Source organism: Serratia sp. P2ACOL2, assembly GCF_003691565.1.
GTDB lineage: Bacteria > Pseudomonadota > Gammaproteobacteria > Enterobacterales > Enterobacteriaceae > Serratia > Serratia liquefaciens.
This window is the reverse complement of record NZ_CP033162.1, coordinates 1638524-1650509: the sequence shown is the minus strand read 5'-3', so window position 1 is coordinate 1650509 and position 11986 is coordinate 1638524. Positions and strand designations below refer to the sequence as shown.

Below are 11986 nucleotides of genomic sequence, written 5' to 3'. Positions count from 1 at the left end.
CGGTTAATCCCATAGCTGGATCGGTGATTCAGGCGTTGGCGTCTCTATGTCCGGCAAGGTAATGATTAACCCTGCCGGATAAACAGCCCCCAGCGCCGCCAGTTCGCGATTAGCGCCTAAAACCGTTACAACGGTCTGCGAAAGGTTCTCCGTGCCGTAGTGGGCCGCGCAGACGGCATCCAGCACGTCACCCTCACGGGTTAGATAGGTCATCGGCATAATGTTTTATCGTGATCGAGTAGGTTTTCTTGCGGGGGGCGCCACCCGGTAAAAACAGCGGCGTCGTGTCGGAAAATTCGGTAACAACCCACCAGCCCAGCACATCGCCGGCGCTGCTCACCAATTGCTGAGGCTCGGCTTTGTCGGCCAGATCATAAAGCGCATCGATGCCGGCCACACCGTTCCGAAACTGAGAATGCGCTTCCCCGTCCATTTTGACCGTCCTGGCGGATTTCCCTGTGTACTGCAGCAAGTCCTGTTTGCCGATCCGCTCCTGTTCACTCCAGCGCCAACTTGCCTCCCGCGTCAGCTGGTTATAGGTCGCCGTGTCGATAGAAAACTCAAAGTTGCCGAGCATCATCATAATGCTGGCGCTGTCCGCCGGCCGCCGTTCATCGTAGGCGCCCGTGATCGTGCCGATAATGTCCACCATTACCAGACCTCCGCAGGGTCATGCATTGCGTTGTTACCGTTAAATACATCCAGGTTTTTCATTGACGTTACGGCGCTATCCGCCACCGCCTGCGGGTCCTGGCCTGGCTGAGCGATCACCGTCATGTTGACCTGCTGCCGGCGATTGTCCGTAACCGGCGCTTTCTCACCGCTACCCGAGCCGCTAATACTCCCTATCATTTCTGAGAATTTACTGAGTACCGGATCACCTTCCTCTTTATTCACCGTTTTATTAAATATATCGTCAATATTTTTATCGTATGCTTTATTGTCTCTAAACATCCAACCTTTAGAGTCTGTATTAGCTTTTACAGCTTCTTTTACCAAATTAGGATTAGCTTTCAATTGTTCATCAAACCACGCGCCTAACCCATTCCTTTCTGCTGTATTCCTGGCTATTTCAGTTGAACCATTAAGACTTAGAGAGCGTAATACATCTTTTTTATCTTCATTTTCATCAGGGACGAATTTAGATAAAAATCGGGCAACACTCATGGCTACTTTGCTAAATGTGATTAAACCGTTACCAAATTCAATTAACGCAGGGATCCAGGATTCTCTAATGGTGGAGGCGATAACCTCAATGCCTCCATTTTTAAACCAGTCGGATAGCTCGTCCGCCAATTCTGTCACCATCGGCGCCAGGTCGTTACCTAACTTGCCGGCGATTTCTTCAACAGAGGATCCCCAGACCGTGCGCAAGTTATTGAAAGCAATGTTGCCACGAATGGCCCCATCAGCGCCCTCCTTCGTCACCAGGTTGTATCGTTTCTGCTGATCCATCATCTCCTTGTAACTTTTGCCGGTCAGGCGCATGTAGGTCAGGATTTTATTGGCTTCACCCCCCATCAGCATATCGACCGCGGACGCCGCCTCCTGCTCGTCTTTATGCGTCAGCGCACGCCCCATTATTTTTTCAAACATCTGCTCATTGTTCATGCCGGCCAAATCGCCGGCACCGAACCCCAGCATTTTAAAAGCATCATTGAGGGAGCTTTGTTCCCCGGTCGCTTTATACTCGCCGACCTTGTTTTTTAACTCTTCCAGCAAGTCGCCAAAATTTTCACCATTCAGCCCCATCTGCTGCGCATAACTATCCCAGGCGTTATAGGTTTCAACCCCCACCCCATAGGTGCGGGCCTTACCTACAGATTCAGCCGTTTTTGCATTCATACTGACAGGGGTCATTACGGCACCAATACCGGCACCAATTAAACCGCCTATTGCGGCAACCCCTAACCCCGTGCCGACCGTCCGGCCCAGACGCCCGCCGAGCTGCCCTACTTTTCCCCAGCGCTCGCGGCGCCGCTCCAGTCGCTCGGCCAGTTTTAAATTGCGATTCAGTTCCTCCTGCTCATCATTGGCCCGCTTGATGGCGCGGCCCACTTTGTCATATTGCAACTTTAATTCATTAATGTTTTTCCCTTCATTTTTCGCCTTTAAAATTGCTTCCCGCAATTTCTTTTGCTGCGCGGTCAATTTTCCCGATTGTTGGGTAACTGTTTTTAAGCCTTTATTTAATCCGGCTGTAGATTGTCCCCAGCTTGAGTCGATATTGCCGCCAAAATTAATGGAAGCATTCATTTTCTGGCTAATGCTTGTCATTTATATGCTCCAATTCAATTTCTATAAATTGACAAAACACTGAGAATGGCATGGTTAACCAGTCTGCCATTGTGTAATGCAATCGACGGCCCATAAGCCTTAACGCTTTTTGGATTTCGCTTTCTGTCGCTCGTCCGGTGGCAGCAAAAAACGGTTAAACGCTGCCTCAACCTGCGCATAGTCTGCGGCAGTCAATAAATACATATCCTCTATATTCATATCGCAAAGGTTCGCCATCATTCCCGCGTCTTTTTCGACTGCGTTCCCAGGGTTTTTAGAGTAATCGAGGCGGTCCCTTAGCAATGGCTCACGCATATAGACACTCGTTAATTGACTGCCATCCTTCAACGTAAGCGGGGTGTAAAATTTAATTTCTTCTTTCTGACCTGGGTAATTCATATAAAGCTCCAATAAAAAAGCGGCCCACGGGCCGCTTGATAGCAAGGGTGATTAAGGATTAAAGGCGGATTTTGGCGGCGATGCCGCGCAACTGATCCACGCCATTCACACGGCGAATAAAGCGCTCCGTGTCGATTTCGAACAGCTCGCGACCTTCAAACGTTTGTTTGTAGTAATTGATCGCGATTTCGACCGTGGTCGCCTTTTCTGACAGTGCCTGATTATCCCGGGCGTCAGGCGTAATTTTCGAAACAAATCCCTCTATCTCGTCAATCGCCCCCAGTGCGCGGCCGTTGCTGAGATAGCCCTCATAGGCCGCAAAGCGATTGCGATTGCCCGTCACAAAACCAAATCGGGTCAGCATGTCCGTATCGATGCCATAAAACTTGATCTGGCAGGTTAGCGCCTCCATGCCGTCATCCATCGGCGTGGGGGCATCCTGCGCGCCGGTGCGCAGGTCTGTTTTGACGATCGACAGTTCCGGCGGCGTGTACTCATGCGCGCCCTGGATACGGAAACCGCCGGCAAAAAATGTCCAAGCTCTTACCGTTGCTTTATCGCTCATACCGTCCCCAGCTCCTCTACTGCATATTGATTATTAATGCGAACCCGCATCGTGATCCGTTCTGTGGGTGATTTCGGCCCAAAGTCATAATCGATATAGACCTCACCGGCCGCTAGGGTTTCGGTGGTGTTCAGTTCCTCATCCAGCCAGGCCCGGCCGCCAAAAATGGCTTTGAGCTTGGTCAGCGTGCGCATATAGGAGTTAATCGTGCCCAGGATGTCATCGATATTCTCCAGGTCGAGCGGCCGATCGACGTACAGCAAAGCCGTCTCCTGGATACTGTCCTCGATAACGTCTGCAGTACGTCGCACTGATTCAAACTGCCATTGCGGATCCTGGATACACAGGCGGTTACCCCAATGCCGAAAACCATCACGGCGGATAATGGTCGTGACGTTTTCCATGTTCAGTAAGTTGGCCTGGCAGTTACGATCGCCGAGGATAAACTCGTCTACCTGTTCAACGCCGAGGATGTTCGCGATCGCCTGATTGGACTTGCTCCACCACCAGCCCTTTTCTAAATCAATCCGCGCGCGCAGGCCTGCCGCCAACGCGGAATAAGGGCGAAAGGTGATTTCACCGTTGGCTTTCACTTTCGAGACTCGCGGGCGTAACAGCTCCACCCGGGCGCCATACATTTGGCGGCGGCTGACAACCTCCTGAGCCGTGGCCATCGATTCACAATCAACATAGGCCACCGCGCGCAATTTGTTTGCGGCCGTTTCCAGCGCTTTCCCGATCACATCGTCTTCACTGAAACCCGGGGCAATCAAAATGCGCGGCCGGTAACTGGTGATCGATTCACTTAATGACCAGGCGCCCATAGCGGCGATAAGATTAGCCCGCATGTCCTGCTCTACGGCAAAGGTCTGCTCTGTGAGCAATTTCGCCCCGCCTTCGGTCGTTAACTTCACGCCCTTTTCCGTACTCAGCACGGCAGCGGCTTTACCTTCCGCTTTATCCGCCGCACGCACGACAATGATCAGCGCGTTCGTTTGGTCCGTGATGTCCGTAATCGCCTCGCCCAGCGTGCCGGCGGCGCCGAGGGCGCTTAGTTGGGTGCCGCCCATCACGGCCACCGGCGTATTCAGCGGAAACGGCTCATCGGTCCCGCCGGCTAACAGGGCCGTGAATGGCGCCACAATCCCCGGCGCCGTGGTTTCAACGGCAATGATTTTGCTATCAGCCACCGCCTTCACCGCTGCAGCCACCTCGGCCGCGGTCGCGATTATCACGCCCTCTGTATCTGCGCCCAGGATGATCGACAGCACCCCGGCCGCATAGCTGGCCGAGGTTTTCGCCTCTGCAGCGCCGGCGACTGCCTTAACACTGTACTGATTGCCCAGGCGCCCCGGCTCTGAGGCGTTAAACGTCAGCTCATTATCCAGCAACGGGGTGCCCGTGGTCCGGCTTGCTACCGTCCCTTTAGACGCGTTTGGCGCCGTACCCACCAGCCCGATAATCGCGGTCTGAATGGTTGTCACGGCTACCGAGCCGATATTCAGCTCTATTGTTTCCACACCATGTAAATCTGCCATTGTTATCTCCAGGCATAAAAAAACCGCCGGCGGCGGTCAGGGGGTTGTTTTATCAGGCTGGCAACGCGGGCCAGGGGATATCGGGGGCCTGGCCGATATCAACACGGCTTAACAGCACGCGGTATTTTTTCCAGTTGGCCAGGCGTTGATCATCGCCCTCTTCGCTCATTCCTGTCTCTGCAGCGTCGTTAAGCAATTCAATCTGCTGATCTGCCTGCTGCCGCAACTGCTGCCGGATTTGCGCGGCTTGCTCTACAGCGGCCCGCTGTTGGGCATCGGTATCTGTTACCCACTGCTCACCGTCCCACTGGTCCCAGGGCGTTGCTGGCGGCGTAAAGGTGCAGTCAGGGGGCAAGATAAAATAGGGGTCGGGCACTGCCTGGGGGCGACCGTCGGCGGTGTAGTAGGTCTGCCCTGATCGGTCTTCAATTTGCTGCCAGCCGTCGCCCGTATGCAAAACCGCATGGCCAGGTTCTGCAGCCGGCGGCGCGGCGGTTACGGCCCATTCAGGCAGCGCGGCCAGCTCCATCATGACAAACTGATTTCCACGCGGATCCCAATAGGTTGATCCGCGCACATCGGGAATATACGTCCAGCTTGTGCCATCCCATACGCCCGCCTGGCCCGCCTTCGGGTTACACTTCAACGGGGTGCAATTCGCCGGTAGTCCCGTGTGCGGCGCGACGTAAAAATTGAGGGAGCCGGTAAAAATGCCGGCATCGTCAAAGCGGTAAACCCATACCCAACGGGGAATATCCGAAAACTCAAAGCTCTCTGTCATGCCAGCCTCACAATGTAGTTAAATGCAATGTTATCAACGGTGTTTCTTGCTGCACCGAACGCATCGATACGCAGGCCGTGGCCGTGCCAGCCAATATCTACCCAGTGGGAGTGATTGGGTGTTGCCTCTACCAGAGGGAAGTCTGATAAATCTCGGCCTAATTCAAATGAAAACCGTTCACTCCAGCCGCCATCAATCGCAGTGTTTGAGTGATAACCGCGAATTTTTGGCTGAAATGCCCCGGCTTGCGTCGTTTCTTTACTGCCCAGGTCAGCACTGCCCACTTCACCGCCGTGGCCGTGACTCTTAACCTCACCATCAGCCAACGATAACGGGCCGCGATCATCCGGTTTCCCCAAAATAGTCCGGCCTCGCATGTCGGGGAAAACACCCGACGGGTACGCCTGCGCCGTGCGCGGATAGGCGTTTTTATCAAAGGCCTGTCCCAGCATTAAGGCATGGCCAGGCGGCGGGGAATCACCCGAGAAAGGCAGCGGCACAATCGGTTGCTGTTCTTCTATTGCAAACGTCCCGGCTTTACTTCTTAGGCCTCCGGTTTGGGTATCAAACTCCCAAATACACTCCATCCCGCTATCACCGATAGCATGGATGACAGGATGCGCGTGCATATCCGTTCCTGGCATAAGGTAGCCAAAGCTGACGGCCGTCGGCCACCCTTTGCCTTTTCGAGTGCCTCGCCCTTTAACGAGGGGGATATAAGTGCTTCCTGGCGTCACAGACCAGTGATAATCAGGTGAATAAAATGGGGCGTGGTTATCTAATTGCTCCTTGTACATGCCTGCGCCGGCCGGTATGCCGTTAGTGCCGTTTGCCTGGAACATTGGGGCGCCCAGGTCGCCCGTCGCCGTGTCGCCCTTCCTGAAAAGATAACGGGCGTCCGCTTCTTCAATCGTCAATACCGATACATTCGGATCAATCTCCAGTACCACGTTTTCCGCGTGTACCAGCGGCATGGCAAAGCTAATCACCAGCTCTTTTACGATGGAGTCGTTTTGCTCCGGTAGATAGCTGTCGGGATAGGCGCCATAGGCAATCAGAACGCCGGCGCTACTCATCAGCCCGAACTCACGGACCACTTTCCCTGGATAATCGCGGGCGTTTATGACTGCCTGGCCGGCAATCATGCCGCTACCCGAATCCCCCTGCGTAAAGGGCACATCCCCAAATTTATTAACCAGCTTGGTTACTGCAGGGTCAGGGGTAACAGAGGCCCCGCCACCATCACCAAACGCGACGATCGGGATAGTGACCACCTCACCGGCCTGATAAGCCGTCTCTATCGCCTCGGCGCCGACGGCGGTTAAAATTAATCCTGAGGCCATTATTTTTTCTCCAATTCAATCACTGCAGCCGTCGAGTATCTATTCGGATCCCACGGCGAAACACTGTTGGTAAGCCCGAATTTCAAACGCACATACAGTTTGTAATTTGAAGGATTCCCCTGAGAGGCTGTAACCCATCTGGATTCCTCCGATGTCGATATCCCCCAAAATTCGCGCCATCCATACACCGCCATATTCCCCCACTCTCCCCATAGGTGACCCATTTCACGCACTCTATTACCTACTGCGGGCCAGCGAATTAAATCCTCAACAAGACACATTCTGCCACCCTGCTTTTCAATAAAAGCAGGCATCTCCGCCTGCTCAATCTGAATATCTGCCGGCGTTGGGATAAGGTAACGAACAGGGTTGATTGCGTGGCTGATCGAGCGGTTACGGGCATCCGTCCCCGTGATAGCGACTGCCCCGGGACCGGTAATTGTTACCGTTCCATCACTGGCCACCGTCGCCGGGCCTGTTACGTGCCAGGTGATCGCGCCAAAGTTGCCTTGCGTTACCAGCGTGTAAACAGCCCCATCAAACGACGACGTAGGCGCAAACTCCGACGTCATCCAGCCGTTGATATGTACACCGATAAACTCAAACACAGGGATGATTGAGAATGACTCAGATGCAATCATGTAGCCGGCTAAAATCGCCTTACCGTCCAGGCTGCCTTTAAACGACACATCGAACCAGGAGCGCAGGTTTTTACCTTTCATTACCGCGCTTTTCAGGTCCTGCACGTCCGTTAACGTGATCGGCCGGTCGTCCTGGGTCACATCGAGAGAGAACGTGTAAGGCTCTCCCCGGGGCGTTTTTTCGAACCACTCGACTACATCGCTAGCGAACGGTGAAGAGGATAACGACATTTCGATCGCCGCCCGGGTCCCCCTGTGTCGATGGATATACGCCGCCCGGGCGATTGCCGCCCGTTTCTCCGCCTCTGTCCAGTCCGTGTTCCAGGTATCCACGCTGTACTCCCACGCCAGCCACGGCAGCAGCTCAACAGGGCACAACGCCGGATTTTTCACTATCCGGATCAGGTCAGGGATAGAGAGCACCTCCTCAATTGTCGCCTGCTCCAGGGCGCGCTCTGCCGGGATGGCATTGGGTGGGAGGAGGGTTTTAAATTTATTCGGCATTAATGATCACCTTACGCAGCGTCACTTTTGAGCATCGCGGCGCCTGCCCCATTGACATGCTGATATCTGCAGCGGGTGAAGTGAGTTTTACCGTCACTATTCCGGCTTGATGCAATGCGCGGTCAATGGCCGAGCACGACACCAGCCGGCCGAGACGGTTAACAATGACCAGGTACTTGGCCAGCTCATCCTCTGCCGCTTTCATCACCGTTTCAGTGTCTGGGCCGTAGGGGATTTGGATATCTGCAATGACTTCAAAATCCACCATTTCCGCCGGCTTCACCGTGACAAAATCGGTCAGCGGCCGGACCTCTTTTTTATTGACCGCTTCGGCAACCTTTTTCAGTACCTCCGCCGACGGGATCCCCCCATTGGTCCGGGACAACACATAGAGATAAACCTCGCCAAGCAGTTGATGATCTTCGGGGCCGTATGCCCGAACATCTAAAACGTCAGGGTCTGCAGACGCGGCAAAAAAGGTGTAGGTGTTTTCGGCGCCGGCGGTACTTAACCGGGACCAGGCCAGTTGTATCCGGGTTCTAAACGCCTCGTCGTCTTCATAGACCGCCGCCAATGGCGGGACGGCGTTCGGGTCGCCCGGTGTTATCAGCAAGCGCAACACATCAAAATTAGCGCCCAACTGGTCCAGGTCGTTCCCTTGGGCGCTGGCCAACAGCACCGCACGAATAGAGTCATTCATGCCCTGGCGGATCAGTGTTGAGTGATACGCCAGGACCTCCCCTTGTTTAAACACCGGGTCAGACTCCAGCAAGGCATCATAATCCGGGTCCAGCTCGCGGAGTCGCGCCAACCAGCCGGCAAAAATCAGCGCGGGGTCAGGGACTTTCACCGCGTCAGGAACGGGCAATTCTGAAAGGTTAATCGTCGCGGAATTGGTCGCCATTTATCGTTAACTCCTCCAAAGTGATCGGGTAGCCCGTTTCTGTGTTGATGCCGTAAATCGTCAAATCAAATTGCCCGGTGCCGGCAAACTGGACCGCCACCGCTTTCACCTGCAGACGCGGCTCCCACTTCGCCAGGGCGCTGGCCGTGGCGGCGATGATATGCACCCGCGTGCTTTCGTCCTGGGGGTTGTCCACCAGGTCCAGTAAATCGCTGCCGTAATCCCGGACCAGAACGCGGCTACCGATCGGCGTGGTCAGGATGTCAAAGACGGACTGGCGCAAGTGAGACGTATCCGCCAGGCGTTTACCGTTGGCTGCATTAACTCCCTGCATAGTGCCCCCATAAAAAAACCCGCCGGAGCGGGTTACATTTCGTTGTTCGGTTTGTCGGTGTTCCCGCCATGCGGATCGGGATGTGTGTGGGTGTTGAAAATTTCCCGGATCCGGTCCAGAGAGCTTTTGCCGTCGAAGATTTTCCCTGTGGCGGACAGGTCCCCGGTGACTGCAGTATCCGCCTGCAGCTCCGTTTTCCCTTTCACCGTCAGCGTGTCCGTTATCTCTACCGGCCCGCGTAACGTCCCTTTACCGATAATTTCATAGGTGCCGCCCTCCGGCAGTGCCAGCGTAAAGGCGTGGTCTTCGCGGTTGTAGCGAAACTCGCCGCCGTCGCTGTATCGGGTGATGTGCTCCGCCTCGCTGCCTTCTGGCGCCGGCATGGCGCCCGTATTCCAGCCAGGGAAAACCCGGCCGTTATTCAGTTCGCCAGCCTCAGATAACACGGTCACAGGGTCCCCAACTGCGCAGGGGTTGGAGTCGCTGCGATGGGCGCCGGCGAAACCCTGGCACATCGGGAGCCAGGTTGTGATGTTATCGCCTATATCCACTCGGCAAAACGGCTGCTTGCCATGCTTTACCGAATGAATAACCCCTCGGCGGACCATATTGGCAACCCGGCGCTGCAGGTCTGATAACGCGTCATCACTCATCGCCGGCGCCCTCTTTTTTCTCGTAGATCAGCCGATAGTCGTCAATGTGCGCGCTGCCGATATTCGGAGCCTTGCCCAAAAATACCTTTTTCAGCGGGCCGGCTTTCGACTCAAACGGATCTTCACCCATAGCGGCCACCTGGGTAAAAGAAACCCGCCAGACGATATAATCATCCAGCGCCAAATCAAAATCATCGGGTCCCACCCGGTCAAGTTGCGCAGGCTCCAACCCTTCAAGCCCAAACGTTTTGCCCTCTATCCATTGGCTAAGATCAGCGGCAGCCGTGCGGATATAAACCTGGGGTTTTGTGATTTCATTGGTGGCGGAGCGGTCAACAACAACAAAAAGATCGTGCTCAAACTCAACACGTAATTGGCCATCAGAGCCGTCAGTTTTTTCCCAGCCGGCAATAGACAGATACACCGCTGGCGTTTCCAGCTGCGTGACCACTTCCGGGTAATCATCGGCATAAACTACCCACTCAATTTCGCGCAGCGCAGACAATATCGCGTCGTGATAGCTGGCCATTAGAATCGGTTTTGGCATACATCCCTCACACGTTGATCCGTGCCTTAATACGGCCTTTTAAATCCGTTTCAAAGTGATGGAAAAAGATATCTGCGACGTCTGAAAACACATAATCTTCGATGTGATCCAGCACAGGGGCGTAAATATCAATTTCAGCCTCTTTTGCTCTCCGGGTTTGTGGGTCCCGAATTACGATTGTGCGCCGATTCTCACGCTTGCTACGGGCGATCTCACCATCTGTAAATGTTTTTGCCGATAGCAAAGCACCTTTAGGCTCAAATCCTACAGCGGCTGTACTTCTACGCTTCCGGGCTTCGATGAAACGCCCCGTATTTGGGTCCCTACGGTCATGGTGGCGACGCAAACGGCCTTTCACCTTCCCCTTTAAATCCTTCACTTTGATCGCATTAAGGCCAAACCATACCTTTGCCTCATCAAGGCCTCCATTTCTGGTTAACCGGAATGACAATAGACGACGGCGAATAATCGCCGCGCTACGAGGTTCAATCCCTGTTTTCATGACCTCAACGGCACGCTTTCTCACCGTCACCGCCGTTCGCTTTAATGCCCTGCTATATGCATTCCGGTATTGCTTATGATTGGCACGGGCAGCAACCGCTATTCGCTGCAGTACCTGCAGATCGATATCTATCGGTAAATTTCGACGCAATCGGCTTTCACGGGCCATATCATTTACTCCATTTGTCGATCGCCAGCGCGGGCTTCCCTGGCACTCCGCGCGCCAATGTAACAACACAGGTTCCTGTGTCGTCCGGGCCGACCTTCACCACCCAAAAGGACTCTGCGCCAATCCCCACCCGATCTTTCGGTTTCAGGCCTGCAATCAGCGCCGTTTTAACAAATAGCCGAGGGGCGACGTCCTGAACCGTTGCGGCGCCATAAGGCAGGGAGGTATCAGCGGCAGGCTCATCGAAAACGGCACGGACAGGCGTCGGCGCACCATTGATAGACACCACCATTTCCCGCCCCATCACCTCAATAATTCGGCTGTCAGCATCGAAAAGGGCCTCATCAAAAAGGTTATCGAACCCATCCATGCCGCCCCCTTAAAGCTCTGTCGCGTGGCCAGCGTCTTCCAGCTCGTCCACGTCCGAGGCCAGAACGCGGACCGTATCGCCGGCATACGCCATTTTCACCGGTTGATTTCGCGTTTCATGCAATGCGTTGATATGCAACGTCGTCAGCACGCGAACCGGTACCCACTCTATTTCGCCTTCTGATTTTGGCGCCATTGGCTGGCGTTGTTCGGTGGTCGTCTGCAGCAACGGACCGGAACCAGACGCCCCACCGGTGCCACCGTCTGTACCGTCGCCGTCTTCCTCCAGAGCCTCGATTTCCTCTTCGGCTTCACGGATCCGCAGTTGCAGATCTGCGATAGTCCCTTCTGTGCTCAGCTCACGGCCCAGCACCTTACCCAGCTCGTCCAACTTGGTGATCAACTCGTCTTTATTAGCCATTGTGTTCTCTCTCTAAAACAGGGGAAAAGGGGCCGTAGCC

At 54.5% G+C, this 11986-nt stretch carries 16 protein-coding genes; all 16 read right to left on the bottom strand.

Features of this window, described 5'->3' with window-relative positions; genetic code table 11:
• Window positions 1-3: 3 nt before the first annotated feature.
• Window positions 4-213: a tail protein X gene (locus EBA31_RS07950; RefSeq protein ID WP_369982328.1), complete on the bottom strand. Its 210-nt coding sequence runs from the start codon at window positions 211-213 to the stop codon at window positions 4-6.
• On the bottom strand, window positions 194-652 hold the full coding sequence (locus EBA31_RS07945) for a phage tail protein (RefSeq protein ID WP_122078225.1): 459 nt from the start codon (window positions 650-652) through the stop codon (window positions 194-196). The genes EBA31_RS07950 and EBA31_RS07945 overlap by 20 nt, the downstream gene beginning before the upstream one ends.
• Window positions 652-2277, bottom strand: a complete 1626-nt coding sequence (locus EBA31_RS07940) for a hypothetical protein (protein ID WP_122078223.1) — start codon at window positions 2275-2277, stop codon at window positions 652-654. Before EBA31_RS07940 ends, EBA31_RS07945 begins: the two co-directional genes overlap by 1 nt.
• 99 nt (window positions 2278-2376) lie before the next feature.
• Window positions 2377-2676: a phage tail assembly protein gene (locus tag EBA31_RS07935; RefSeq protein WP_122078220.1), complete on the bottom strand. Its 300-nt coding sequence runs from the start codon at window positions 2674-2676 to the stop codon at window positions 2377-2379.
• A 58-nt stretch (window positions 2677-2734) separates the two neighbouring features.
• A complete protein-coding gene (locus EBA31_RS07930; protein ID WP_017892548.1) occupies window positions 2735-3241 on the bottom strand; it encodes a phage major tail tube protein in 507 nt (168 codons plus the stop codon).
• Window positions 3238-4779, bottom strand: coding sequence for a phage tail sheath C-terminal domain-containing protein (locus tag EBA31_RS07925; protein ID WP_122078218.1), 1542 nt, complete (start codon window positions 4777-4779; stop codon window positions 3238-3240). The genes EBA31_RS07930 and EBA31_RS07925 overlap by 4 nt, the downstream gene beginning before the upstream one ends.
• A 52-nt stretch (window positions 4780-4831) precedes the next feature.
• On the bottom strand, window positions 4832-5560 hold the full coding sequence (locus EBA31_RS07920; protein ID WP_122078216.1) for a tail fiber assembly protein: 729 nt from the start codon (window positions 5558-5560) through the stop codon (window positions 4832-4834).
• Window positions 5557-6903, bottom strand: coding sequence for a phage tail protein (locus EBA31_RS07915; RefSeq protein ID WP_122078213.1), 1347 nt, complete (start codon window positions 6901-6903; stop codon window positions 5557-5559). The genes EBA31_RS07920 and EBA31_RS07915 overlap by 4 nt, the downstream gene beginning before the upstream one ends.
• The gene (locus EBA31_RS07910) at window positions 6903-8048 is read right to left on the bottom strand and encodes a phage tail protein I (protein ID WP_122078211.1); all 1146 of its coding nucleotides are present in this window, start codon (window positions 8046-8048) and stop codon (window positions 6903-6905) included. The genes EBA31_RS07915 and EBA31_RS07910 overlap by 1 nt, the downstream gene beginning before the upstream one ends.
• Entirely contained in the window at window positions 8038-8952 is a 915-nt protein-coding gene (locus EBA31_RS07905; protein ID WP_122078208.1) for a baseplate J/gp47 family protein, read from the bottom strand. The genes EBA31_RS07910 and EBA31_RS07905 overlap by 11 nt, the downstream gene beginning before the upstream one ends.
• Window positions 8927-9286 carry a GPW/gp25 family protein gene (locus EBA31_RS07900; protein WP_122078206.1) on the bottom strand — a complete coding sequence of 120 codons (360 nt, stop codon included), beginning with the start codon at window positions 9284-9286 and terminating at the stop codon, window positions 8927-8929. The genes EBA31_RS07905 and EBA31_RS07900 overlap by 26 nt, the downstream gene beginning before the upstream one ends.
• A 32-nt stretch (window positions 9287-9318) precedes the next feature.
• Entirely contained in the window at window positions 9319-9894 is a 576-nt protein-coding gene (locus tag EBA31_RS07895; RefSeq protein ID WP_238387499.1) for a phage baseplate assembly protein V, read from the bottom strand.
• Window positions 9895-9931: 37 nt separating this feature from the next.
• Window positions 9932-10486 carry a hypothetical protein gene (locus EBA31_RS07890; RefSeq protein WP_238387440.1) on the bottom strand — a complete coding sequence of 185 codons (555 nt, stop codon included), beginning with the start codon at window positions 10484-10486 and terminating at the stop codon, window positions 9932-9934.
• Between the two features lie 7 nt (window positions 10487-10493).
• On the bottom strand, window positions 10494-11156 hold the full coding sequence (locus EBA31_RS07885; RefSeq protein WP_122078200.1) for a hypothetical protein: 663 nt from the start codon (window positions 11154-11156) through the stop codon (window positions 10494-10496).
• A gap of 1 nt (window position 11157) precedes the next feature.
• Complete coding sequence (locus EBA31_RS07880; protein ID WP_122078198.1) at window positions 11158-11526, bottom strand: head-tail joining protein; 369 nt, start codon at window positions 11524-11526, stop codon at window positions 11158-11160.
• 9 nt (window positions 11527-11535) lie between these two features.
• On the bottom strand, window positions 11536-11946 hold the full coding sequence (gene gpFI / locus EBA31_RS07875; RefSeq protein ID WP_122078196.1) for a DNA-packaging protein FI: 411 nt from the start codon (window positions 11944-11946) through the stop codon (window positions 11536-11538).
• Between the last annotated feature and the right edge of the window lie 40 nt (window positions 11947-11986).

Excerpts from the sequence above, each read along its gene's own strand:
- EBA31_RS07905 (WP_122078208.1), bottom strand. The coding sequence starts at position 8,952 with ATGGCGACCAATTCCGCGACGATTAACCTTTCAGAATTGCCCGTTCCT.
- EBA31_RS07945 (WP_122078225.1), bottom strand. The coding sequence starts at position 652 with ATGGTGGACATTATCGGCACGATCACGGGCGCCTACGATGAACGGCGG.
- EBA31_RS07910 (WP_122078211.1), bottom strand. The coding sequence starts at position 8,048 with ATGCCGAATAAATTTAAAACCCTCCTCCCACCCAATGCCATCCCGGCA.
- gpFI (WP_122078196.1), bottom strand. The coding sequence starts at position 11,946 with ATGGCTAATAAAGACGAGTTGATCACCAAGTTGGACGAGCTGGGTAAG.
- EBA31_RS07890 (WP_238387440.1), bottom strand. The coding sequence starts at position 10,486 with ATGCCAAAACCGATTCTAATGGCCAGCTATCACGACGCGATATTGTCT.
- EBA31_RS07885 (WP_122078200.1), bottom strand. The coding sequence starts at position 11,156 with ATGGCCCGTGAAAGCCGATTGCGTCGAAATTTACCGATAGATATCGAT.
- EBA31_RS07925 (WP_122078218.1), bottom strand. The coding sequence starts at position 4,779 with ATGGCAGATTTACATGGTGTGGAAACAATAGAGCTGAATATCGGCTCG.
- EBA31_RS07920 (WP_122078216.1), bottom strand. The coding sequence starts at position 5,560 with ATGACAGAGAGCTTTGAGTTTTCGGATATTCCCCGTTGGGTATGGGTT.
- EBA31_RS07900 (WP_122078206.1), bottom strand. The coding sequence starts at position 9,286 with ATGCAGGGAGTTAATGCAGCCAACGGTAAACGCCTGGCGGATACGTCT.
- EBA31_RS07950 (WP_369982328.1), bottom strand. The coding sequence starts at position 213 with ATGACCTATCTAACCCGTGAGGGTGACGTGCTGGATGCCGTCTGCGCG.
- EBA31_RS07935 (WP_122078220.1), bottom strand. The coding sequence starts at position 2,676 with ATGAATTACCCAGGTCAGAAAGAAGAAATTAAATTTTACACCCCGCTT.
- EBA31_RS07895 (WP_238387499.1), bottom strand. The coding sequence starts at position 9,894 with ATGGTCCGCCGAGGGGTTATTCATTCGGTAAAGCATGGCAAGCAGCCG.
- EBA31_RS07940 (WP_122078223.1), bottom strand. The coding sequence starts at position 2,277 with ATGACAAGCATTAGCCAGAAAATGAATGCTTCCATTAATTTTGGCGGC.
- EBA31_RS07880 (WP_122078198.1), bottom strand. The coding sequence starts at position 11,526 with ATGGATGGGTTCGATAACCTTTTTGATGAGGCCCTTTTCGATGCTGAC.
- EBA31_RS07915 (WP_122078213.1), bottom strand. The coding sequence starts at position 6,903 with ATGGCCTCAGGATTAATTTTAACCGCCGTCGGCGCCGAGGCGATAGAG.
- EBA31_RS07930 (WP_017892548.1), bottom strand. The coding sequence starts at position 3,241 with ATGAGCGATAAAGCAACGGTAAGAGCTTGGACATTTTTTGCCGGCGGT.